Annotated in this window: 20 protein-coding genes; 13 read left to right on the plus strand and 7 right to left on the minus strand. The window is 51.5% G+C overall.

The annotated features are described in order from the left end of the window. Window positions 1–154: 154 nt before the first annotated feature. The 5 genes from ACW9KT_RS06490 to ACW9KT_RS06510 all read left to right on the plus strand — a co-directional run bounded on the left by ACW9KT_RS06490 (window position 155) and on the right by ACW9KT_RS06510 (window position 5,546). Window positions 155–2,206, plus strand: coding sequence for a BatA domain-containing protein (locus tag ACW9KT_RS06490; RefSeq protein WP_457078571.1), 2,052 nt, complete (start codon window positions 155–157; stop codon window positions 2,204–2,206). Window positions 2,207–2,267: 61 nt separating this feature from the next. Further along, entirely contained in the window at window positions 2,268–2,795 is a 528-nt protein-coding gene (locus tag ACW9KT_RS06495; RefSeq protein ID WP_457078572.1) for a DUF4199 domain-containing protein, read from the plus strand. 47 nt (window positions 2,796–2,842) lie between these two features. Further along, window positions 2,843–3,370, plus strand: coding sequence for a DUF4199 domain-containing protein (locus ACW9KT_RS06500; protein ID WP_457078573.1), 528 nt, complete (start codon window positions 2,843–2,845; stop codon window positions 3,368–3,370). Then, entirely contained in the window at window positions 3,363–4,349 is a 987-nt protein-coding gene (locus ACW9KT_RS06505; protein WP_457078574.1) for a glycosyltransferase family 2 protein, read from the plus strand. The genes ACW9KT_RS06500 and ACW9KT_RS06505 overlap by 8 nt, the downstream gene beginning before the upstream one ends. Before the next feature lie 72 nt (window positions 4,350–4,421). Next, on the plus strand, window positions 4,422–5,546 hold the full coding sequence (locus ACW9KT_RS06510) for a glycosyltransferase (RefSeq protein ID WP_457078575.1): 1,125 nt from the start codon (window positions 4,422–4,424) through the stop codon (window positions 5,544–5,546). Here the strand turns inward: ACW9KT_RS06510 and ACW9KT_RS06515 are convergent. Together ACW9KT_RS06515 and purB are read right to left on the minus strand one after the other, a co-directional pair. Beyond that, window positions 5,539–6,654, minus strand: a complete 1,116-nt coding sequence (locus ACW9KT_RS06515) for a glycosyltransferase family 9 protein (protein ID WP_457078576.1) — start codon at window positions 6,652–6,654, stop codon at window positions 5,539–5,541. The genes ACW9KT_RS06510 and ACW9KT_RS06515 overlap by 8 nt on opposite strands. A 96-nt stretch (window positions 6,655–6,750) precedes the next feature. Next, window positions 6,751–8,109, minus strand: coding sequence for an adenylosuccinate lyase (gene purB / locus ACW9KT_RS06520; RefSeq protein ID WP_457078577.1), 1,359 nt, complete (start codon window positions 8,107–8,109; stop codon window positions 6,751–6,753). Between the two features lie 67 nt (window positions 8,110–8,176). Between purB and ACW9KT_RS06525 the strand changes: the two genes are divergently transcribed. Continuing rightward, window positions 8,177–10,417 (plus strand): transglycosylase domain-containing protein, encoded by a 2,241-nt coding sequence (locus tag ACW9KT_RS06525; RefSeq protein ID WP_457078578.1) that lies wholly within the window; start codon window positions 8,177–8,179, stop codon window positions 10,415–10,417. Between the two features lie 129 nt (window positions 10,418–10,546). Here the strand turns inward: ACW9KT_RS06525 and ACW9KT_RS06530 are convergent, their stop codons facing one another. From ACW9KT_RS06530 to hemG, 3 genes are read right to left on the minus strand one after another with little or no spacing between them, the layout of a single operon-like run. Further along, entirely contained in the window at window positions 10,547–11,488 is a 942-nt protein-coding gene (locus ACW9KT_RS06530; protein WP_457078579.1) for a TerC family protein, read from the minus strand. Window positions 11,489–11,543: 55 nt separating this feature from the next. Then, window positions 11,544–12,338, minus strand: coding sequence for a polyprenol monophosphomannose synthase (locus tag ACW9KT_RS06535; protein ID WP_457078580.1), 795 nt, complete (start codon window positions 12,336–12,338; stop codon window positions 11,544–11,546). 26 nt (window positions 12,339–12,364) lie between these two features. Beyond that, a complete protein-coding gene (gene hemG, locus ACW9KT_RS06540; protein ID WP_457078581.1) occupies window positions 12,365–13,699 on the minus strand; it encodes a protoporphyrinogen oxidase in 1,335 nt (444 codons plus the stop codon). 184 nt (window positions 13,700–13,883) lie between these two features. On the opposite strand from hemG, the gene ACW9KT_RS06545 reads away from it, so the two are divergent. Further along, window positions 13,884–14,414, plus strand: coding sequence for a D-glycero-alpha-D-manno-heptose-1,7-bisphosphate 7-phosphatase (locus tag ACW9KT_RS06545; protein WP_457078582.1), 531 nt, complete (start codon window positions 13,884–13,886; stop codon window positions 14,412–14,414). A 100-nt stretch (window positions 14,415–14,514) separates the two neighbouring features. Here ACW9KT_RS06545 and ACW9KT_RS06550 read toward each other — a convergent pair whose 3' ends face one another. Both ACW9KT_RS06550 and ACW9KT_RS06555 read right to left on the minus strand, forming a co-directional pair. Next, window positions 14,515–14,667 (minus strand): hypothetical protein, encoded by a 153-nt coding sequence (locus tag ACW9KT_RS06550; protein WP_457078583.1) that lies wholly within the window; start codon window positions 14,665–14,667, stop codon window positions 14,515–14,517. Between the two features lie 190 nt (window positions 14,668–14,857). Further along, window positions 14,858–16,267 (minus strand): arginine decarboxylase, encoded by a 1,410-nt coding sequence (locus ACW9KT_RS06555; protein ID WP_457078584.1) that lies wholly within the window; start codon window positions 16,265–16,267, stop codon window positions 14,858–14,860. Window positions 16,268–16,517: 250 nt separating this feature from the next. On the opposite strand from ACW9KT_RS06555, the gene rocF reads away from it, so the two are divergent. From rocF to menA, 6 genes are all read left to right on the plus strand, one after another. Then, window positions 16,518–17,510 carry an arginase gene (rocF, locus tag ACW9KT_RS06560; RefSeq protein ID WP_457078585.1) on the plus strand — a complete coding sequence of 331 codons (993 nt, stop codon included), beginning with the start codon at window positions 16,518–16,520 and terminating at the stop codon, window positions 17,508–17,510. 184 nt (window positions 17,511–17,694) lie between these two features. Further along, entirely contained in the window at window positions 17,695–18,147 is a 453-nt protein-coding gene (locus ACW9KT_RS06565; RefSeq protein WP_457078587.1) for a YbaY family lipoprotein, read from the plus strand. A gap of 82 nt (window positions 18,148–18,229) precedes the next feature. Then, window positions 18,230–20,020 carry an arginine--tRNA ligase gene (gene argS, locus ACW9KT_RS06570; RefSeq protein ID WP_457078589.1) on the plus strand — a complete coding sequence of 597 codons (1,791 nt, stop codon included), beginning with the start codon at window positions 18,230–18,232 and terminating at the stop codon, window positions 20,018–20,020. Between the two features lie 74 nt (window positions 20,021–20,094). Beyond that, window positions 20,095–20,676 carry an LOG family protein gene (locus ACW9KT_RS06575; protein ID WP_457078591.1) on the plus strand — a complete coding sequence of 194 codons (582 nt, stop codon included), beginning with the start codon at window positions 20,095–20,097 and terminating at the stop codon, window positions 20,674–20,676. Between the two features lie 244 nt (window positions 20,677–20,920). Then, complete coding sequence (locus ACW9KT_RS06580) at window positions 20,921–21,427, plus strand: glutathione peroxidase (RefSeq protein WP_457078593.1); 507 nt, start codon at window positions 20,921–20,923, stop codon at window positions 21,425–21,427. A 154-nt stretch (window positions 21,428–21,581) separates the two neighbouring features. Next, window positions 21,582–22,427 carry a 1,4-dihydroxy-2-naphthoate octaprenyltransferase gene (gene menA, locus ACW9KT_RS06585; RefSeq protein ID WP_457078595.1) on the plus strand — a complete coding sequence of 282 codons (846 nt, stop codon included), beginning with the start codon at window positions 21,582–21,584 and terminating at the stop codon, window positions 22,425–22,427. Window positions 22,428–22,447: the final 20 nt, after the last annotated feature.

Below are 22,447 nucleotides of genomic sequence, written 5' to 3' on the forward strand. Positions count from 1 at the left end.
TACTACCCCATAAGGGGAAGTCAGCAGCCTCCCACACCAGATAAAGGCTAATCTTGATCCTTATTAGCCAGCTAAACTGATTAACTATATACTTACCAAAGTACATTCACGTTTAGTTAAGGGAACCGTTGATGAGTAGGTTGTACATTTCGAAATGGCTTTAGTATATCCTTTATTTCTATTCAGCTTAGTAACAGTAGCAATACCTATTGCTATTCATTTCTTTGAGTTACGTAGGCCTCAGCTAATGTTATTTACCAATGTTAGCTTCATAAGGGAAGTCAAACTAGTTACAGCTCGCCAACGAAAGCTGAAACATCTCCTAATACTATTTGCTCGAATTGGGTTCTTACTTTTTTTGGTGTTAATGTTCTGTCAGCCTTTTCTACCTGCTCCCAAACAGGGAGAAGAGATGGGAGACAAAGTATCAATGATCGTTGATACCTCGCCAAGCATGCAAGCCTTAAGTAGTAACGAACAGTCCATATTTGAGCGTGCCACACGAGAAGCCAGCGCTCTTGCAGATATTTATCCAGCTACTACTCAATTTCAGCTAGCTAGTGTACCCAACTTACTAACCAAGTCTGCTTTCCAGTCTGCGGCGGAGGGCTTATCTATATCGGCGCAGACTAGCGCCCTAGGCAATGCATTAACAAGGACACAGTCATCCACCAAATCAGGGGGCGGTCAAACCTTCATATTCTCTGACTTTCAAAAGAATGATTTCGGCCGTGAGTTGCTATCCAAAGTTGATTCAACTAATCAAGTATACTTGATTCCCATTGCGGGAGAAAACACACAGAATGTATTTGTTGACAGTATTGGTTTAAATGATGCTTTTGTGCGGCAGGGGGTAGATATCACCTTGCAGATACGGCTACGTAATGGCGGTACTGTACCAGCTACTAACTGTCAAGTGAAAGTATTTGTCGGTGAAAGACAAGCAGCATCGTATCGAACAGATATAGAAGCCAATAACACAGTTACAACTGCTGTGCAGGTTAGGCTTGCAAGTAATGAGCTTCAGCGCTGTCGGGTTGAAATAGAAGATTTTCCTGTAACGTTTGATAATAGCTATTACTTTAATTTATTGCCTTCACCACAAATTCGAATTGTTGATGTAGCTGCAAGTGAACCAGCTACACAGAGGATGTACGCCAACGAGACATTGTTTTCATATACCAAGAGCAACCCTCAAGCTGTGAACTACAGCTTGCTAGAGAGCGCAAATCTTGTTGTCTTGCAGCAGCCGCAAGTAGATGCGGCTTTAAGGGAAAATATAAAGAGGTTAGTTGGACGAGGTGGAGCAGTAGTAATAATACCACCAATCAACGCTGCAGGACGCGCGTCCTATTCGCAGTTATTTCAAGAATTAGGAATTGGATCAGTACAGTGGGAGCCACTTACTAATGGTGCTCCTAGCCTACGTGATGTTGCTGCTCCCAGCCCACAAAACCCATTCTTCCGAGAAGTCTTTGTAACTCAGAATAGGCAGACGGTAATGCCGAAAGCTTCACCTATATTGCGGTGGTCACGTTCTGGAACGGACATATTACGGATGCAAGATGGTGATGGGTATCTGGCGAGCTTTAACAGTGGCCGGGGGACTGTATATCTGTTTTCGGCACCATTTGACGAGAGATATTCTGACTTTACAAATCACGCCTTATTTGTGCCGGTGATGTATCGCTTGGCGATGCAAAGTTTCCGCAATGACCAGCAGCTTGCTTATAGGCTCAATCAACGCACAGTGGTAGTGAATGTGCCTCAGGATGCAAATAAAGGAGACCAAGTCTTTAAGCTTACAAAAGATAGTCTGACTTTTATTCCAGCTCAGCGTTTACAAGCAGAGGAGTTGCGTTTTGATGTGCCCCCAGGGATGCATAGCCCGGGATTTTATCAGCTTACTCAAAATGGTCGAGTTGTTAAGACATTAGCTTTCAACATTGACAAGCGGGAATCAGAACTGGCACGCTACTCAGCTGATGAACTGCGCAGTTTGATAGGTACGAGCCATCCTAACGTACAAGTGTACGAGGCGTCTGCTGGAAAAACCGTAGCAGCTCAGTATCAGGCTGAACGAGTTGGTACGCCCTTATGGCAGTACTGCTTATGGGCTGCACTAGCGTGTCTATTAGCTGAGGTACTTTTACTGCGCTTCATGAGAAGCCAGAAAACAGCTGAGCCAGTGATGGCAGCCGCTTAAATTGCCCCCCAGTAAGAGTTTGGTTCACGCACCTTATCTTGCTGTACTATTTCTTAACTAAGTGAATCCGGCTGTTTCTTCAAATCGCGTTATTGTAGGTTATGCTCTTCGCTATGGCGTGGGAGCGGGTGTGCTATGTCTGGTGTGGGTAATAGCACTTTATATATCAGACAATAATCCTTACGGCCCAAAACGTTTGCTAAGCGTTTTTGTGCCACCGTTGGCAGCAGTTGCTAGTCAATGGGCGGTGCGCAAAGTGTTCTTACAAGCTGGCCCAGGTTTGCGTCGCGTGCTGATAACGGGGATTTTAACCGCCATACTTGCCGCGGTTACATCAGCAATTGGCGTTTATGGCTTCGCTCGAATAACAGGGCAGGCTCCCATTAAACGGCATTTGGTAGAAATGAGAGCGCTACTTGAAGCTAGCAAGGCAGAATTTGTGAAGCAAGCAGGTGGTGAGGCACAGTATGAAAGGGCCCGTGCAAGCCTTGCTAGTACCCCACAGGCATTAGCTGGTGATGATTTTGAAAAGAAACTGATATTTGGTTTGTTATTGAGCCTTCCAGGTGGTGTTTTCTTTCGAAAATAACTGCGTTCTTGTCATCTAATGCTCTACTCCGAACTTTACTAGCGCTCATGGAAAGTACCCCTACTCCGGTTTCTACCACATCAGTCGCTGTACGTTACGGCTTGCTGACAGGTGTGGTCTCAGTGATCTATGCCTTCATTCTGCTGGCTGCTAACTTGGAGCAGAATACAGCGTTGTCGCTGCTTAGTCTGATCATTTTGATAGGTGGTATTTTTTTGGCACACAAAAATTACAAGGATAGTAATGGCGGCTTTATGTCCTATGGGCAGGGGCTAGGTATTGGAACACTTGTTAGCTTAATTGCCGGCCTCCTAGGGAGCATTTTTCGCTATGTGTATATGAGCTTCATTGATCCATCTGCTGCCCAGCGCGCCATAGATCAAGCGCGAGCTAAGCTAGAGGAAGCAGGCACGATGAGTGATGCGCAAATTGATCAGGCTATACAGATGTCCCAGCGTTTCTCAAGTGGTCCCATGGGTGTCGTATTTGGTATAATTATGTCGGTCATTGTGGGCTTTCTGCTTAGCCTAATTATCGCGGCTATCACCAAACATAACCGCCCCGAATTTGAGTAAGCGTTTGTCGCAGCATTTCCCCGTCGAGCTATCGGTGGTTATTCCGCTGCTTAATGAAGCAGAGTCGTTACCAGAACTGACGCGCTGGATTCATCGTGTGCTGGCTCAACACGGACTTACATATGAAGTAATCCTGATTGACGACGGTAGCACTGATACTTCATGGGAAGTAATAGAAGAGCTAGCGCAGACGGATACCCACCTGCGAGGCATTCGCTTTAATCGAAATTATGGCAAATCCGCCGCTCTCAACTCTGGGTTTCGGGTGGCAGTAGGGCGCGTGGTCTGCACCATGGACGCCGACTTGCAAGATTCCCCAGAGGAGCTACCCGAACTCTACCGCATGATTGTGGAAGAGCGCTACGACTTAGTGAGCGGTTGGAAAAAAAAGCGTTACGATCCGCTAAGCAAAACCATCCCTACCAAACTCTTTAATGGCGTTACGCGCTGGATTTCGGGTATAAAGCTGCACGACTTTAATTGCGGTCTTAAAGCCTATGATCAGCGCGTAGTAAAAGGTATAGAAGTGTACGGCGAGATGCACCGTTACATTCCTGTCATTGCCAAGTGGAACGGTTTTGCGCGCATTGGCGAAAAGCCTGTGCAACATCAGGAGCGCAAGTATGGTGTTACTAAATTTGGCCTAGAGCGCTTTGTATACGGCTTTCTAGATTTATTGAGTATCACCTTTGTAAGTCGGTTTCGGCGACGCCCCATGCATTTCTTTGGGACAATGGGTACTTTATCATTTCTGTTAGGAATGATCATTACGCTATGGCTGGGGGGCGAAAAAGTGTATTTGGCATTAAATAATCTCAAGGCTCGCAATGTGACCGACCAGCCCCTGTTTTTTCTGGCGCTGGTTGCAGTCATTGTAGGTGTACAGTTATTTTTAGCGGGGTTCCTAGCCGAAATGATTTCGCTAAGTGGCTCGCGCCGCAACGACTATTTGATTCGAGAAAAACTGAACATCAGTTAGTTGCGGAAAGTCATCTGAGCCACCGATAGTAAATCACGGGAACAGAGTTCTTATTTACCCTAAACTTTATCTATGCGCGTCGTCATTATCGGGCCAGCGTATCCGTTGCGGGGTGGCTTGGCCACCTACAATGAACGGCTAGCCCGAGCTTTCCGTGAGGCCGGCGATGAAGTGCGTCTTGTTACCTTTAGCTTGCAGTACCCGGGATTTCTGTTTCCGGGACAGACGCAGTTTAGTACCGAAAATGCCCCCCAAGATCTCCAGATTGAGGTTAGTATTAATTCGGTAAACCCCGTATCGTGGTGGCAGGTAGGGAATCGGTTGCGCCGCGAGAAACCGGATTTGGTTGTTTTCCGCTTTTGGCTACCGTTTATGGGGCCAGCCCTAGGCACTATAGCTCGGATAATAACGCGCAATCGGCACACACGAGTGGTTGCCATTACCGATAATGTGATTCCGCACGAAAAGCGCCCCGGCGACCGGCCTCTGACCCGATATTTCTTGTCGGCCTGCCACGGGTTCGTTACGATGTCACGCTCAGTATTAGCGGATTTGCGGCGCTTGCACTTTCGGCAGCCCGCGCGCTACCAACCTCATCCTCTCTACGATAATTTCGGTCCTTTCAAGCCCAAAGCGGGGGCTTTACAAGCACTCGGCCTCAGCGCTGATTCGCAGTATATCTTGTTCTTTGGCTTCATTCGAGCCTATAAAGGCCTCGACCTGTTACTAGAAGCTTTCGCCGATAAACGGCTGGCCGCGTTACCCCTAAAGCTTATTATTGCCGGCGAGTTCTATGAACCAGCGGCGCCCTACGAAGCTCTAATTCAACTTTATGAGTTGGAAAACCGCTTGGTCCGGGCAACCGATTTTATTCCGAATGAGCGTGTTGCTGATTATTTCTGCGCTGCCAACTTAATCGTTCAGCCGTATAAAAATGCGACGCAAAGCGGCGTATCGCAGATTGCTTATCATTTTGAGCGCCCCATGCTGGTAACAGATGTGGGCGGCTTGGCTGAACTGATTCCTGATGGAGAAGTAGGCTACGTGACGAAAGCGCAGCCCAAAGCCATTGCAGATGCCTTGGTTGATTTCTACCAGAACAACCGGGAAGAACAGTTTACAATAGGCGTGCGAGAGCGTAAAAAGCAGTTTTCCTGGAGCGAAATGGTAGCAGCGCTAAAGGCAGTAGCTACCTAGCCGCTACCGCCGCGCTATGGGGCAAACTCGCCTGTACCGCCGCAAAAATCTTTGTGGGGGGCAAATCTTCCATGCAGCTAGTTCCTAAGCGGCAGGTGCCACGATAAAAACAGACACATTGCCGGTCAGGCTGCACGATCTGGCCCCGGCCGTACAGGTCAAATTCGTAGGGATTAAAGATATTGTTCATCAGCACAGTGGGCTTACCCAACGCAATGCTGATGTGCATGGCCATCGTAACTTGGGTCACAATCAGGTCCATCTGTTGCATCAGGTTAATGAATTGCTCGAGTGGGAATGTACCTGGATAAGCAGCACCAGTAGCCGCGTGTAGGCGCTGGTTGCGTTCGTCTTCGGCTGTGCCGCCTAGCAGTACGGGCGCGTAGCCGGCCTGCTGGAGATGGTTAATCAACTCAATCCAGTGCGTATCGGACCATAGGCGGGTGGTCCACCGGTCGCCGCAACCCGTATTCAGGCCGATACGGGGCCGGCCGGCTGGCAGCGCGTCCCAACGGTAGCCCTTACTTTCATGGTTGTCGAAAACGTACTCCTCACCTCGGAAATCAAAGCCACAGAGCTCAAAGATTTCCTGTACATAAGGCTTCTGATTTTGCAGGCTTAGCTCGTCGAACACACCCGTCAGAAACTTATGATTAGCCAGCGCATTGCCGGGCCAAGCTACGCCATTAGGCAGCAGCGTGTAGCCAAACTTTTGGGTTGCCCGAATGGTGTCATGCAGGGCACAGGCTTCTTTGTCCTTATCCAGATTAAAGAGCAGGTCGAACTCACGGGCTTGCAGGTGAAGCACTGAGGGCAAGTCGAGCTTCAAGATCTCATCGACGGCGCCGGGGGGCAAAATAGCGGGCGTATGCGTAAGCCAGGTTATTTTGGCTTTGGGATACTCCTGCCGAAGCCGGCGTAACAAGGGCGTCGTTCGAATAACATCGCCAATGGCACCTAGCTTGATAATAAGAATGCGCTCCTGCGTAGGCGTATATACCGGACAAGTGGCACACTGGTAGCCGTACTCTTTATTAGGCTGACAAGGAAGGTCGCCACGGAAATGGCGGCAATCAGGATGAACGAGGATGCCGTTGAGTTCGGGCATGGAGCTTTAACTTAGAAACGTAATTCTTTTAGGCTTAGAATCGAGCTAAGCCTACTCTTCGGATGGATGAGGAAGGCAGTGAGCTGATGCCAGTACTTATACGCCTACATAATTCATAGGAGATATAGCCCGCAGCTCTGCTTTGATATCTTCGCTTACTGCCAGAGTATCGATAAACTCTCGAATGGTGTGCTCATCAATAGGGCCGTGAGTACGCGTTAGAGCTTTGAGCGCATTGTAAGGGTCGGGATAGTTCTCGCGGCGCAAAATGGTTTGAATAGCTTCAGCTACAACAGGCCAATTAGCGTCAAGGTCGCGGCGCAGGGCTTCTTCATCAAGTGCTAGTTTGCCGAGGCCTCGCTGCAGAGAGTTAAGCGCTAATAAGGCATGCCCAAGAGGCACACCAAGGTTGCGGAGCACCGTAGAATCAGTAAGGTCGCGCTGGAGGCGGGAGATGGGCAGTTTAGCGGCTAAGTGCTCGAGCAGAGCGTTAGCAACGCCTAAGTTGCCTTCAGCATTCTCAAAATCAATGGGGTTCACCTTATGGGGCATAGCGGAGGATCCAACCTCACCAGCCTTGATGGTTTGGCGAAAATAGCCTAGAGAGATGTACTGCCACACGTCGCGGGCGAAATCGATGAGAATGTTGTTGAGGCGCTTTAGCCCATCGCAGGTAGCAGCCAAATGATCGTAGTGCTCAATCTGGGTGGTTGGGTGACTGCGGTGTAAGCCCAGGCTGGTGTTCACAAACGTATCGGCAAACGCCTTCCAATCAATAGCTGGATACGCTACGTGGTGGGCGTTGAAATTACCCGTTGCTCCCCCAAATTTAGCTCCGTACGGTACTTGAGCCAGTAGCTTCAATTGTGCCGTGAGTCGGGCGGAAAACACTTCGATTTCTTTGCCTAAGCGGGTAGGAGAGGCCGGTTGCCCATGCGTGCGTGCAAGCATTGTAATTGCCCCCCAGGCCTGAGCTAGCTCCTGTAGATGCTGCTGGAGGCTGTAGTACTGGGGTAACAGCACCTCCGCCAGAGCCTCTTTCAAGCTAAGCGGAATAGCGGTGTTGTTGATATCCTGGGAAGTAAGCCCGAAGTGAATAAACTCTAGGTAGTTGCCTAGGCCTAACGCTGTGAATCGGTCGCGCAGGAAATACTCTACGGCTTTTACATCGTGGTTTGTTATCTGCTCGTGAGCTTTTACGGCCTGAGCATCCTCAACTGTAAACGCCTCATAAATAGCACGCAGCGACGCAAATACAGCCGAATCTACGCCTGTCAGTTGGGGCAGAGGCAACTCGCAGAGAGCAATAAAGTACTCTACTTCTACCCGAACGCGGTAGCGAATAAGCGCCAGCTCGGAGAAATAAAGTGCCAATGGCGTCGTTTGGCGATGATAGCGGCCATCCAAGGGCGAAAGGGCCGTGAGGGGAGAAAGGATGTTGGCAGAAGCAGACATGGGGAGCATACAAGAAGCAGAAGCGCCAAAGGTAGCAAATGCGTCCGCGCGAGCGTAACCGCTACGTGTGGGTTTTCGCTACCTTTGTGTGTCGTGCGGCCGTGGGTTCGGCGCGAAATTCGCAGAGCCTGGTCGCGATATCTTCTCCCTGATTGTTCGCGTGACTCCTGCTACCAAGAAAAAAATAGCCATCGGCTTCGGCATCCTTGTGGTGCTATTAGCTAGCGCCATCGGCATATTTCTGCTGAAGCGCCAACAACTGCTGGACTACGCTCTGAAGGAGGTGAAAATCCGGGTAGAGCGTAAGTATCCCGTGCAACTCACCCTAGGTCCCGCCCAGTTCACCGACTTTAATTCGGTGCGCATTGATGGGGTAGCCTTGGTTCCTACAAGCGGCGATACATTGTTGCGTGCCCGCAGAATAGATGCTTCGCTCAGCGCCCGTTCGCTGTTTGCGGGGCGCCCGGTGTTTAGCAATCTGCAAATAGCTAACGCCCGCCTTACGGCTAACAAATCGGCTACCGCGGATAACTTCTCGTTTCTCTACAAATCGAAGCGGAAGCCGGTAGTTGTGCGCGATACTACTCAGGGCGCGAATTATGGGTTGCTATTAAATCAATTGATAGAAGCCGGCTTCAACAATCTGCCCGCTGATGCCGATTTTCAGGACTTTCTCGTTACCTATCGTAGCCCCGCCCACCAAGCAACTATTACCATGCCCCGCCTTACTATTGAGGACGGAGACATTAACGGGCAGCTGACGGCCGTATTCGACTCAGTCGAAAATAAGGTTGGAATAAGTGGGCACGTTGAGCCGCGCAATTATATAGGACAGGCTGAGATTTATGGCCTAGACAAACGCCCAGTACTGTTTCCATATGTACAACAGCGCTATAAAGCACGTGTGCAGTTCGACACCCTACGCTTTAGCCTGACCGATAAAGACCTGGATAATGAAAAGCTGACCGTGCGCGGTACGGCGGCCGCCAGCAATTTTGCGGTCTACCAGGCCAAATTGTCTGACCGTGACATTGTAGTGCGTAGCGGGAGCATGGATTTTGTGGCTACGCTGGGTAAGGCTGCCTTTTCGCTCGATAAGGGCACGAAGGCTACACTTAACAGGATGGTGTTTTATCCGGCCATCAGCATCCGCAAGTTACCAGTTCAGCAGCGGCGGATTGGTAAGAAACTGAATGGGCTGACCTCCCGCAATGACCTGCTCGCGGGCTTGCAGTTCAACGCCAACATTGAGTCGACAGAGACAGCGGCCAATGATTTTTTCGCTTCGCTGCCTGAGGGAATGTTCGAAACCTTGGAAGGTACTCAGGGCGAGGGCACATTAAAGTATAGCCTCAAGGCTGCTCTAGATATGAACCAGGTGGATAGTCTGGTCTTCAACTCTACCTTACGCAGCAAGAACTTCCGAATCACGCGCTTTGGTAACGAGGATTTAAATAAGCTCAACGAGGCCTTTGCCTACACGGCTTACAATGACAAGGGCGACTCCATTCGCACCTTTGCGGTTGGGCCCAAAAATCGGGACTTTACGCCTTACAATCAGATTTCCAATCACCTCAAGAATGCCATTCTGACGGCTGAGGACCCACGCTTCTTCACCCACAAAGGGTTTATGGAAAGAGCGTTTGTAAAATCGGCTATTCAGAATATCAAGGAGCGGCGTTTTGCTCGCGGGGGAAGCACTATTTCCATGCAGCTAGTTAAAAACGTGTTTCTAACGCGCAAGAAAACGGTGGCCCGTAAAGCTGAGGAAACCCTGATCGTGTGGATTATTGAGAACACGCGCTTGGCTACGAAGGAGCGCATGTTTGAGGTTTACCTCAACATCATTGAGTGGGGCCCAAAAATATACGGCGTGACTGATGCAGCGCGCTTCTATTTTGCTAAGGAGCCGTCGGAACTGAACCTATCCGAGAGTCTGTACCTGGCTAGCATTGTACCCAAACCAAAGTTTTACCGCTATTCATTTGATAGCTACGGTAACCTGAGGGGCAGCACTCGCTATTTCTACCGGCTTATTGCGGGCATTATGGCCAAACGAGGCATGATTTCGCAGCAGGCCTACGACGACCTCTCACTGGGTGTAGCCCTAAACGGCCCGGCCCGAAAATACATCGTGACGGCCGTAGATACCGTGCGTGCTTTTGCTCCCGCCGATTCGACGCAATTTGAGCCGCTTAATTTGATCGATTTGCTGGGTGGAAATACTACTCCGGATGCGGGCGTAAACACGAATACACCTACCGAAGAAGGTGGCAATAAACCCATTCCTACTCCGCAAAAACCATAAAAGGGCTACATTACGAGCTGCTCTTGGCTTCTTGCTGTACTCATCATCAGTTACGGAGTTTAGAAATTACTAGCCACAAAAAAGCCCCCCAATGCTAGCATTGGGGGGCTTTTTTGTGGCTAGTAATTTTTACTTCGGTAGTGGTAGGGAGTCTTCTTCTTTCTTGGGCAGAATAAGCGACATAATAATGGAAAGCGCCAGAATGAAGCCGACCACGCCCAAGGATATTGCCATAGGTATATGCAGATAATCGGTAACGAGGAGCTTGAAACCAATAAAAATCAGTATAAGCGACAGGCCGTAGTGTAGGTAGTGAAAGAGGCGCATAAGGCCTTCCAAAGCGAAATACAAAGCACGTAAGCCCAGCAACGCAAACACGTTGGACGTGTACACGATAAACGTATCGCGGGAGACGGCCAGAATAGCGGGAATAGAGTCGGCGGCAAATACTACGTCGGTGGTTTCTACCATCACCAAAACCACAAACAAGGGCGTGGCAAACAGCAGATTGTCTTTGCGTATGAAGAAGCGGCCGTCTTCTATCTTGCTGGTAATGGGCATGTAACGGCTCAAAAACTTAACCACCGGATTGTTGTCCGGGTCAATTTCGGGCTCGCTGCCGCTGGTGGCCATTTTGACGCCGGTGTACACCAGAAAGAGTCCCAGCACATACAGTAGGAAGTGGAACTTAGCCAGCAAAGCCGCGCCAACTAGAATAAAGACTGCTCGCAGAACCAAAGCTCCAATAATGCCCCAGAATAAAATCTTATGCTGGTATTGCTGTGGTACTTTGAAGTAGCTGAAGATGAGCAGGAACACGAATAAGTTGTCCACGCTCAATGACTTCTCGATCAGGTAACCGGTGAGAAACTCCAGGCCGGCTTGCTTCCCCATGGTGCGATACACGAGGTAGTTGAAGGTAAGCGAGAGGACAATCCAGAAGGCGCTCCAGCCCAAGGCCTCGCGCATTTTTACCACGTGTGCCTTGCGGTTGAATACAAGCAGGTCCAGCATTAGCATGGCTAATACAAAGACGTTGAAGCCGACCCAAAAGGCGGGAGTATTTTCCATTCGTTGTTACTAGATACAATACCGCTGGCCGGCGTTTGGATCCGCCGTAGATGCCTTACCGGGTTTGGGGAGCCGGGGTTGCGGTTGGGAGTGAAATAGCGTCGGTGCTGCTGGGCGTTGCCCGTTCAAAACGACGAAACCAACTAGCTACCTTCATCTGCACCACGCCGAAGAAGGCCTCTTTAAAGATACCCTTCGACATTTTGGAAGAGCCTCGAGTTCGGTCGGTGAAGATAATTGGCACTTCTTTGATACGAAATCCGTATTTGTACGCTAGCCACTTCATCTCAATCTGGAAAGCGTAACCAACGAAGCGGATTCGGTCGAGCTGGATAGTGCGTAATACCTGCGCTGAATAGCATTTGAAGCCCGCCGTAGCATCGGCGATGGGCATACCGGTAATAAAGCGCACGTAAGCCGAGGCAAACCACGACATCAGTACCCGATCCATGGGCCAATTGACAACGTTTACGCCCTGGCAGTAGCGACTACCAATTGCCATGTCGTAGCCTTCCACAGTGCAGGCTTCGTAGAGGCGCTGAAGGTCGTCAGGGTTATGAGAAAAATCGGCGTCCATCTCAAACACGTAGCTGTAGCCACGCTGTAGGGCCCAACGGAAGCCGAAAATATAGGCAGTGCCAAGCCCCAGCTTTCCGCGCCGCTCTTCCAAGAACAACCGGTTCGGAAACTCACTTTGCAGCGTCCGCACGATTTGGGCGGTACCATCGGGCGAGCCGTCGTCGATGACGAGTATGTCGAAAGCTTTGGGCAACGAGAATACCTTACGGATAATCAACTCCGCATTTTCACTCTCATTGTAAGTAGGAATTAGGACTAGCCCATCGTTCATTGCACCAAAGATAGAAATATAGGCACTCAAGCTGCACTATCAGCTATTTTTTCTGCCGTTTGACGGGCATAGCGTACACAATCGGGTACGCCGACGCCCGCTCGCCAATTGGCCACGGACTCAATACAATGAGCACTCAAGGTATCAGCGGCCTCATGAGCCGCCACAATTTTGTTGTCGAACTGAGGGATGGCTTTACTCCAATAATACTGGTGTTGCCACACGGGCGAGCCCTTGATGCCATACAAACGACTCAACTCGGCGTGAACGGCCGCTTTTTGTTCTTCTGCGGACTCACCAGCTTGGGCTGCGTACTGGCTGCCTCCCACAAATGTGGTGAACAGCACCTGATCGGCGGGGCAACGGCCGGGGAAGATGGAACTAGTCCAGATGCTGCCCGCCGCGTAGGGTTGCTCCACTTTCGGATGCAGAGCCCCAAAGCCATCAAGCGGGTGAGCTACATCGGCACGACGGTAGGCTGAATATATAGCCGCCATAGATGGGTAATACACAGCCGCCAACGCAGTAGCCGCCTCTGGAAAAAGGGACGCCAGCAAAGGAGCAGCGGCATAAGTAGGCAGCGCTAAGGCTACTACGTCGTACTCATTACCCGCAAACTCTCCCCCGGATGTTTGAACCTGATAGCGGCCCGCAGTGGTACGAGTGAGGCCCGTGATGATCTGTCCGGGGTGACGGTGACTGAGATGGGCGGTCAGGGCTAAAGCCAGTGTTTGCAGGCCGCCACGCAACGAAAAAATGCGCCGGCGCCCGCCGGCCGCGCCACCCGACTTAGCCAATCCTTTCAGTACGGAGCCGTGGGTTTGCTCTAAGGCGGCCAGTTTAGGAAACGTTTTATGCAGAAGCAGTTGCTCGGGGTCGCCGGCGTAAATGCCTGAGATAAAGGGGTTGACAGCGTAATCCACGACCTCAGGGCCGAAGCGACGACGAAAAAAGCCCCCCACGGTTTCCTGTGCATTGGGAGTAGCAATGGGACGCGCCAGCTCTCGGAGCATATTAAACTTGCCCTTCAAGCTGAAAAAACCGTTGGTGAGCAGAGCAGGAGGCGAAGCCGGTAGGCGATGGTAACGCCCAGCGCGCAGCACATAGCGATTGGCACTAACAGCGGCAGTGTCCTGAATTTCGCTGGTGAGGTGAAGCTCGGCAAGCAAGTCGCGTAGCTCATCGCTAAGCTGCAAGGAATTAGGGCCGGTTTCGAGAAGATAACCGTCGCGCTGCTCGGTGCGCAAATTGCCCCCCAGCGCTTCATTTGCCTCAAACAAGTCGTACGCTACGCCTGCTTTTTGCAAATAAAACGCGAGCGTAAGGCCCGAAATCCCTCCTCCCAGAATAGCGACTTTCATTGTCAACAAAAAAGTAAATGCAGGCTAGGCTTTGCGCCCCAAACACTGTCGTGGCAAAACCACACTATTCGAACACACGCACTGCCTAATAAATGCCCCAACCAGCAACTACGGCAAAGGTAAGAGAGCAAATTGCCCCCCAGCCAGAATGACTAGCTTTGTGCCAATGAATAACCAAAAAGCCATGACTTCATCCCGCGGGAAAGCCGTTTTTTTAGACCGCGACGGGGTACTGAATGAGGAAATAGGCGACTATGTGTGGAAGCCGGCAGACTTTGTGTTGCTGCCGGGCGTTCCCGAAAGCTTAGCGCGGCTCAAAGCGGCCGGATATTACTTAGTTGTGGTTACCAACCAAGCAGGCATTGCCAAAGGCTTGTACACGCCCGCCGATGTAGCCGCCTGTCATGCTAAGTTACAGGCGGCCTGCGCTAACGTTATTGATGCATTTTATTTTGCTCCAGGGCACCCTTCCGTCAGCGAGTCGCTGTCGCGTAAGCCTGACTCGTTAATGATAGAAAAAGGATTGGCCCGCTTCAACCTCGATCCGACCCAATGCTGGATTGTGGGAGACAGGCTCCGCGACCTGGAAGCCGGCACCAGAGCCGGAGTACGCGGTATTCTGGTAGGGAGCACCGAAGCGCAGCCCAACCTGCTGCACGCCCCCGATTTGACAGAGGCTACAAACATTATTTTAAACGCAGATACTGCTGTTTAATAGCTATCGTTGCGAGCTTTCTCCACTTCTACTACGCATAAAAGCCGGCTTTCCTCCAGGAGAGCCGGCTTTTTATTCTTAGTAAAATACTCTTCTCAGATTACTGCCGAATAGCAGGAGCCTGCTCAGTGCTAGCCGTAATAGGAGCCGAAACCTGCGTAGCAGGCTTTGTAGTAGAATATGCCGGGCACTTAGTACGGCAAGAGCCCAAGCCGGCCAGTCCGACAACGGCTACTAGAAGCAGTTTTTTCATGTTAAAATGCAAATTATGAGGAGATTCGGGCGCTGTTCTGTTATTCCTCAAATGTTATGCCCGATAACGTTGTGCACCTATTTAAATTATCCTGGAGCCTGCGAAATATTTAGAGTAAGGAGCAAAAAGCCCCCTAGGTTTTGATAGGAGGCTTTTTTTACTTCTAAGTGTTATTAACAAAGGCGTTACCCTATTCTTTATACCCCAAAATCCGCATCATGCTGTCGCCGTTTTGCTCCGGAGCAAATTCCCAATCCAGCAACGTGCCGTCAGTATCGCGGTCGAGGATGACGTGCTTCGGTGCTGGAATCAGGCAGTGCTTGATGCCTCCGTAGCCGGAGAGGCTTTCCTGGTAAGCGCCAGTATGAAAGAAGCCTACGTACTGCGGCTCCACTGTTTCCTGGTTCTTGGTGCGTAACTCGGGCAGGAACACCTGGTAAATGTGCTTTTCAGCGTTGTAGTAGTCCTGAGAGTCGCAAGTGAGGCCACCCAACTGAACCCTGTTATAACGCTTCTCCCAGCCATTCAGGGCTAGCATAATGAAGCGCTGGTTTAGGGCCCAGGTATCGGGTAGGTTCGTGATAAAAGAGCCATCAATCATATACCACAACTCTTTGTCATTCTGTAGCTTCTCGCCCAAAATAGAGTAGAGCGTAATACCACTTTCACCTACCGTAAAAATACCGAACTCGGTGAAAATGTCTGGTTCTGGCACGCCTTCCTCAGCACAGATACGCTGAATGGTGCGCAGAATTTCTTCCACCATATACTGGTAGTCGTACTCAGGCTGAATGCTGGTTTGAATAGGCAAGCCGCCACCGATGTCAATGGTGGTTAGAGTAGGGCACACCTTACGCAACTCACAATACTTGTGCACAAAGCGGCTCAGCTCCGACCAGTAGTAGCTGGTGTCTTTGATGCCGGTATTGATGAAGTAATGCAGCATTTTGAGCTCGAAGCGCGGGTCTTCCTTGATCTTCTGCTCATACAATGGAATGGCGTCGGCGTAGCGAATGCCCAGGCGTGAGGTGTAGAATTGGAAGCGCGGCTCTTCATCGGAGGCCAGGCGCATACCTACGGTACACTTCTCGCGCACATGATCATGGTAGTAATCTATTTCGCCCAGGTTATCGAGAATAGGCACGCAGTTCACAAACCCATCGTTGATAAGGTCAGCAATGTCGCGCTTGTATTCCTCGCGCTTATAACCATTGCAGATGACGTACGTCTCCTTATTGAGCCTGCCCTTAGCATGCATTGCTCGCACGATATCGATATCAAACCACGACGAAGTTTCAATATGAATATCGTTTTTCAACGCCTCTTCCACGATAAAGCTGAAGTGCGACGACTTCGTGCAGTAGCTGTATGTATAAGTGCCGTTGTAGCCTATTTTCTCTATAGCGTCGGCAAACCATGTTTTGGCTCGATGAATCTGGGAGCTGATTTTGGGCAGGTAAGTGAGGCGCAGCGGCGTGCCGTGCTTACGCACGATATCCATGAGGGGAATATCATGGAAACGCAACTCATTGTCGTGAATGGTAAAGTCGGCGGTAGGAAAATCGAAGGTTTGGGAAATCAGGTCGTGGTAGGTATCCATTAAGAGAGGTATGGCGAGTGTAGAGTTTGAGGGGGAGTTGGTGAAGTGCTGCTAGACAGCTTGTATCCAGTAACAAAGTCCAGTTGGCCTTTGTGCTGGCTTTTCCGCACCTTTGTAGGCCAGCAAAGATAGGCGGTAGGTGGGTACTCCGATGCGAGTGCCCAGGGCGAGAGCGGTGAGACGTGGTCCTGCTCTCTGGTATTCGGCCAAGGCCCTTAGCCGCTCGTCGCTGCCGGCGCATCGTTCTTTTATGAAACGTATTAAGCTCATCGAAGTCCGCTCCGAGCTGGGAGCCGGTACTCGCGGGGCCAGTCTGGGCGTAGACGCGCTACGGATTGCCTGTTTAAACAAGGGTTCTGATTATTTCCGCCGCTTTAACGCCGTGGTTGTGCCGGACCTGAATCATGTGCTGTTTGATAAAAACCATTTTCCTTACGCCAAGCACATCGACTCAGTTTATACCGTCCAAAAAAATATTGCCAACACGGTAGAACAAACATTACGCCTCGGAGAGTTTCCGCTAGTGCTAGCCGGCGACCACTCCAACGCTGCCGGTACCATAGCCGGCATCAAAACGGCCTACCCGCACAAAACTTTGGGTGTGGTGTGGATTGACGCCCACGCCGATATTCATTCACCCTATACTACCCCTTCGGGCAATATGCATGGCATGCCCATCGCCATGTCGCTGAACGAGGACAACCTAGAATGCCAGCGCAACGAGCCGGAGCCAGAAACCGAATTTTTTTGGCAACGCCTCAAAAACCTAGGGGAACCCGGCCCCAAAATGACGCCTAATCATCTGGTGTATGTGGTGGTGCGCGACACCGAGCATGAGGAAAATGAAGTAATCAAGCGCCACAACATCAAAAACTTTGGCTTGGCCGAGTTCAAAGAAAAAGGTCCTAAGCAGGTGTCGCGCGAGATCTACGAACGGTTGCGCTTCTGCGACTTGGTGTACGTTTCCTTTGATGTTGACTCGCTGGACTCGCGCTTCAGCAAAGGCACGGGCACACCCGTAAAAGAGGGGCTCAATGTAGAAGAGGCTATTTCCTTATGCCAAGCTTTGCTGGATAATGAGCGGGTGGTATGCTTTGAAATGGTAGAGATTAACCCCACACTCGACTCAGAAAATACGATGGCCAGAAACGCCTTCGATATTCTGGAAGCCGCCACCGACACCATCCAAAGTCGCCTGCAGCTAGCGGAGGCCACTTCGCGCCAAAGCCGCGCTACAACGTAAACGTTATAGCGGCAGATTACGCATAGTTTCCACTCTGCATGCTTATCTTCAGACAAGAGCCTCGGCTGTGTTTGAAGGTAGCAACTCTGGCTTGGTAGCAGCACGTCGGTAGCAGCTCCTGTTAAAGCTGACATTGCTTCTTTATACTATATTCAGCCTGAAATCAAGCTAAACCCCAAGCGATATGATGCTCAGGAGCGTGCGGATGGCAATTGGAGTAGTGGCTATTGCATTGGGCGCATGTACCGCTACGCCTCAGCAACGCGGGAGAGAGGCCGATGTGCCCGGCCAAACCGTGAGTGCTGCCGTGACCGGCACGGTATCTTATCGTGAGCGGATGGCCCTGCCGCCTACGGCTGTAGTGAAGGTGCAGCTTCTGGATGTGAGCTTCGCTGATGTGGCGGCCACGGTCCTCGACTCCATTACCTTACGCCCTACGGCAGGGCAGCAAGTGCCGTATCCGTTTCTGCTGCGCTACGACCCGGTTCAGATAGATGCTCGCAATACATACGCCGTGCGGGCCAGCATCATTGTAGATGGCAAGCCGCTATTTACCAGCACCGAAGCACATCCGGTCATTACCCGCGGCAACCCCCTCGACGTGAACATTATGCTGCAGCGCGTCGGGGACAAATAAGTAGCTGGGGGGCATTCTTATTAGCGTAAGCCGTAGCTTGCGCTACTTTTGTGCTGCTTAACCCCCTAATTATCCGCACCCCGTGCAACAACTCGAACAAGACATCAAAGCGGCGCTAAGCGCGGCCATTCAGCAAGTATTTGGCGCTACGGTTGCGGCTGAGCAGCTAGTGATACAGCCCACGCGCAAAGAATTTGCGGGCACCTTTACCTTGGTTACTTTCTCGCTGACCAAGAGCCTTGGCAAAGGGCCAGAGCAGATTGGGCAGGCTCTGGGCGAGTGGCTCGCTACCAACGAGCCTCGGGTGAGCGGTTTTAATGTGGTTAAAGGCTTTCTAAACCTGGAAATAGCCGATAGCGAATGGTTACGTCTGTTTGCCGAAATGCTGGAGCGGCCCGACAACGCACCAGTGCCTACAAATGGCCCCCAGCGCGTGGTAGTCGAGTATTCATCGCCCAATACTAATAAGCCTCTGCACCTGGGGCACTTGCGAAATAACTTTCTGGGCTATTCGGTAGCCGAGATTATCAAAGCGACTGGCGCTACTGTTACCAAAGCCAACCTGATCAATGATCGGGGCATTCACATCTGTAAGTCGATGCTGGCTTATCAGCGTTTTGGGCACGGTGAAACCCCGGAAAGCGCGGGTATCAAAGGTGACCATCTGATCGGGAAATATTATGTGCTGTTCGAGCGGCACTATCGCGAAGAAATTCGTCAGCTCGAAGCGGAAGGCGTAGCGCCCGATGTAGCTAAGCGCCAAGCCCCGCTTATGACCTATGCGCAGCAAATGTTGCAGCAGTGGGAGCAAGGCGACCAGGAAGTGCTCAGCCTCTGGAAGCAAATGAACGGCTGGGTGTACCAGGGCTTCGACGAAACCTACCGCACCATCGGCGTTGACTTTGATAAGTTTTACTACGAATCTGAAACCTACTTGCTGGGCAAAGAGCGTGTAGAAGAAGGTCTGGAAAAAGGCGTTTTCTTTCGCAAGGACGACGGCTCAGTTTGGGTTGATTTGAAGGAAGAAGGCCTCGATGAGAAGCTCCTGCTCCGCGGCGACGGCACCAGCGTGTACATCACCCAGGACTTAGGCACGGCTGAGCTGAAGTATCAAGATTTCAATTATGATTCGTCGGTCTACGTGATTGCTGATGAGCAGAACTACCACATGCAGGTGCTGCAAGCCGTGCTTAAGAAGCTAGGTAAGCCATATGCGGCGGCTATTCATCACCTGAGCTACGGCATGGTAGATTTGCCCTCCGGCCGGATGAAATCCCGTGAAGGCACCGTAGTTGACGCCGACGAACTGGTGCAGGAAATGGTGGACACGGCCCGCCGTACCACCCAGGAGCTGGGCAAGATCGAAGGCCTCAGCCCCGAGGAGGCCGAGCAGCTTTATCATACGCTGGCCTTGGGCGCGCTGAAATACTTTCTGTTGAAGGTAGACCCGAAGAAAAGAATGCTGTTCAACCCAGAGGAAAGCATCAACTTCCAAGGCAACACTGGTCCTTTTGTACAGTACACTCACGCCCGTATCGCAGCCATTATGCGCAAAGCAACTGAGCTAGGGATGACTGGGGGGCAAATGCACAGCATTGACACGCTGCACGAAACCGAGCGCGACGCTGTGCAGCTGCTAGCCGGCTACCCCGGCGTCGTGGCCGAAGCGGCCCGCCTCATGGCTCCATCGGTGCTGGTGCAGTACGTGTACGAAGTGGCCAAAGCCTACAACCGCTTCTATACCGAAGTCCCCGTATTTGGCGAGCCCGACGAAACAAAACGTCGCATGCGGGTGGCTCTGTCAGCTCAAACGGGCCGGACTATCAAAGCTGCTATGGGCTTACTCGGCATCACGGTACCTGAGCGGATGTAGTTCTCAGCGTAGCACTCCGCTTTGCTACGAAAACAAAGACTAAACGCACTAGCGCGTCTTATTTAATACATTCTATGAAAAGTGTAGCAGTATACTGCGGCTCTAGTGCCGGCCACAATGAGATATACCGTCAGCAAGCTGAGGCGATGGGCCAAGTATTAGCTGAGAGCAACATGACGCTGGTGTACGGGGGCGGCCGGGTCGGCCTCATGGGTGCCGTGGCCGATAGCACCTTGCGCCACGGCGGCCAGGTTATCGGGGTTATTCCCGACTTCCTGGCGGCAAAAGAGCTAGCACACTTGGGCCTCACAAAGCTGCACGTCGTGAAGTCCATGCACGAGCGCAAGCTGCTCATGGCCGATTTGGCCGAAGGCTTTGTAGCTATGCCCGGCGGCTACGGCACGTTAGAGGAGTTATTCGAGGTGTTGACTTGGGCCCAGCTTGGCTTACACCGCAAGCCTGTAGCGGTACTCAACGTGGGCGGCTACTACGATCAGCTGTTGGCGCTACTAGATACGATGTCAGGGGAGGGGCTGCTCCGGCGGGAGAATCGTGAGCAGCTTTTGCAGGATGAAACGCCTGCCGGCCTGCTAAAGAAAATGCTGCGCTTTGAGCCGGTAATAGTAGAAAAATGGCTTACTCCGCCCACTACCTGAGCCAATGAGCTAGTGGCTGTGCATCTAACGCAGTCACCAGCCACTAGCTGTTTACACGTACCTACTCAACTCGATCCATAATGAAACATTGGTCCATTTTCAATGGTTTGGCCGATGTCGCATAATATCGGCTGCCCACTTTAGTAGATAAAAAAGCCCCCCAATGCAAGTTCAAGTCGTATTACTGCTGGCGCTTCTGGCCTCCTGCGGTTCTTCCTCTCAATCTCCAAATGCCTCTACTTCTATGACCACTTCTGCCCCCGAAACTGCCACTGCCGGCACTGTGTACGACTACTCTGTAAAAACCATTGATGGTAAAGACGTGCAGCTCAGCCAGTTCAAGGGTAAAAAGCTGCTTATCGTAAACGTGGCTTCTGAGTGTGGTTACACGCCTCAATACAAAGAGTTGGAAGAGCTGCACAAAAAGCACGGCGACAAAGTGACGGTCTTGGGCTTTCCGGCCAACAACTTTGGCGGGCAGGAGCCGGGTACCAACGAGCAGATTGCCACTTTCTGCGAGAAAAACTTCGGCGTTACCTTCCCCATGTTCGAGAAAGTGTCGGTGAAGGGCGACGATACCGCGCCGCTCTATGAGTTTTTAGCCGATAAAACGAAAAACGGCGCTATCAGCGACGCGCCAACCTGGAACTTCTGCAAATACCTCGTCGATGAGCAAGGCCACGTAGTTGGCTTCTACCCGTCCAAAGTAAAGCCCATGAGCGACGAGTTGCTGGCGGCTATTTTGAAGTAGGGCTAAGAATGCCCGTGCATTGTTCGGTCAAATTCAAATAAACCATGCTTTTAGTTCAAGCGCGACGCATCTAGTGAACTCCTCAACTTCTCCAAGCCCAAGCCCTGTACAGGCTTGGGTTTCGGCTTTCCGGCCGCGCACGCTACCGCTTGCGTTGGCTAGCATCCTCACCGGGGGCTTTTTGGCGGCCGCTGGGGGGCAATTTAATGGCCTCGTCGTCGGCTTAGCAGCTCTTACCACTATCCTGCTGCAAATTCTGAGCAACCTCGCCAACGACTACGGCGATTCCCAAAACGGTGCCGACAGCGTGCACCGCGAAGGTCCGTTGCGGGCCGTGCAGGCTGGCTACATCACGGCCGCGCGCATGAAGCAAGCCATGGCCGTGTTTGGGGCGGCGGCCTTTGTTTCGGGGTTGGCCTTGCTGTGGGTAGCGCTGGGTGCGGCCGGCATGTGGATTCTGCTCACGTTTCTGCTATTGGGCTTGGCCGCCATTTGGGCCGCTATTAACTACACGGCTGGCAGCAAGCCCTATGGTTACGCCGGTCTGGGCGACGTGTCGGTTTTTATCTTTTTTGGCTTGGTGGGCGTAGGCGGTACCTATTTTCTGCAAACCCAGACGCTGCCCCTGGCCGTGCTGCTGCCGGCCGTTAGCTTAGGCTGTTTTGCCACGGCCGTGCTCAACGTGAACAACATCCGCGACCTGCGCTCCGACGAGCTGGCCGGCAAAATCACGATTCCGGTACGTCTGGGGGGCAAATCGGCGCGGCGTTACCACTGGCTGCTCTTGGTACTGGGCTTAGGCAGTGCTGCCATTTACGTAGCGCTTACCTATCATTCGCCCTGGCAGTGGCTATTTGTGCTCTCGGCACCGCTACTATTGTTCAATGGCCGACAGGTGTGGGCCCGGCAAGACTCTAAGCAGCTAGATCCGCTATTGAAGCAAATGGCTCTGAGTACTTTAGTTTTTGTGCTGCTGTTCGGCATAGGGCAGCTACTCTAATAAAACTACTGCTTCAAAAG

It is taken from the genome of Hymenobacter sp. HD11105 (genome assembly GCF_054051685.1).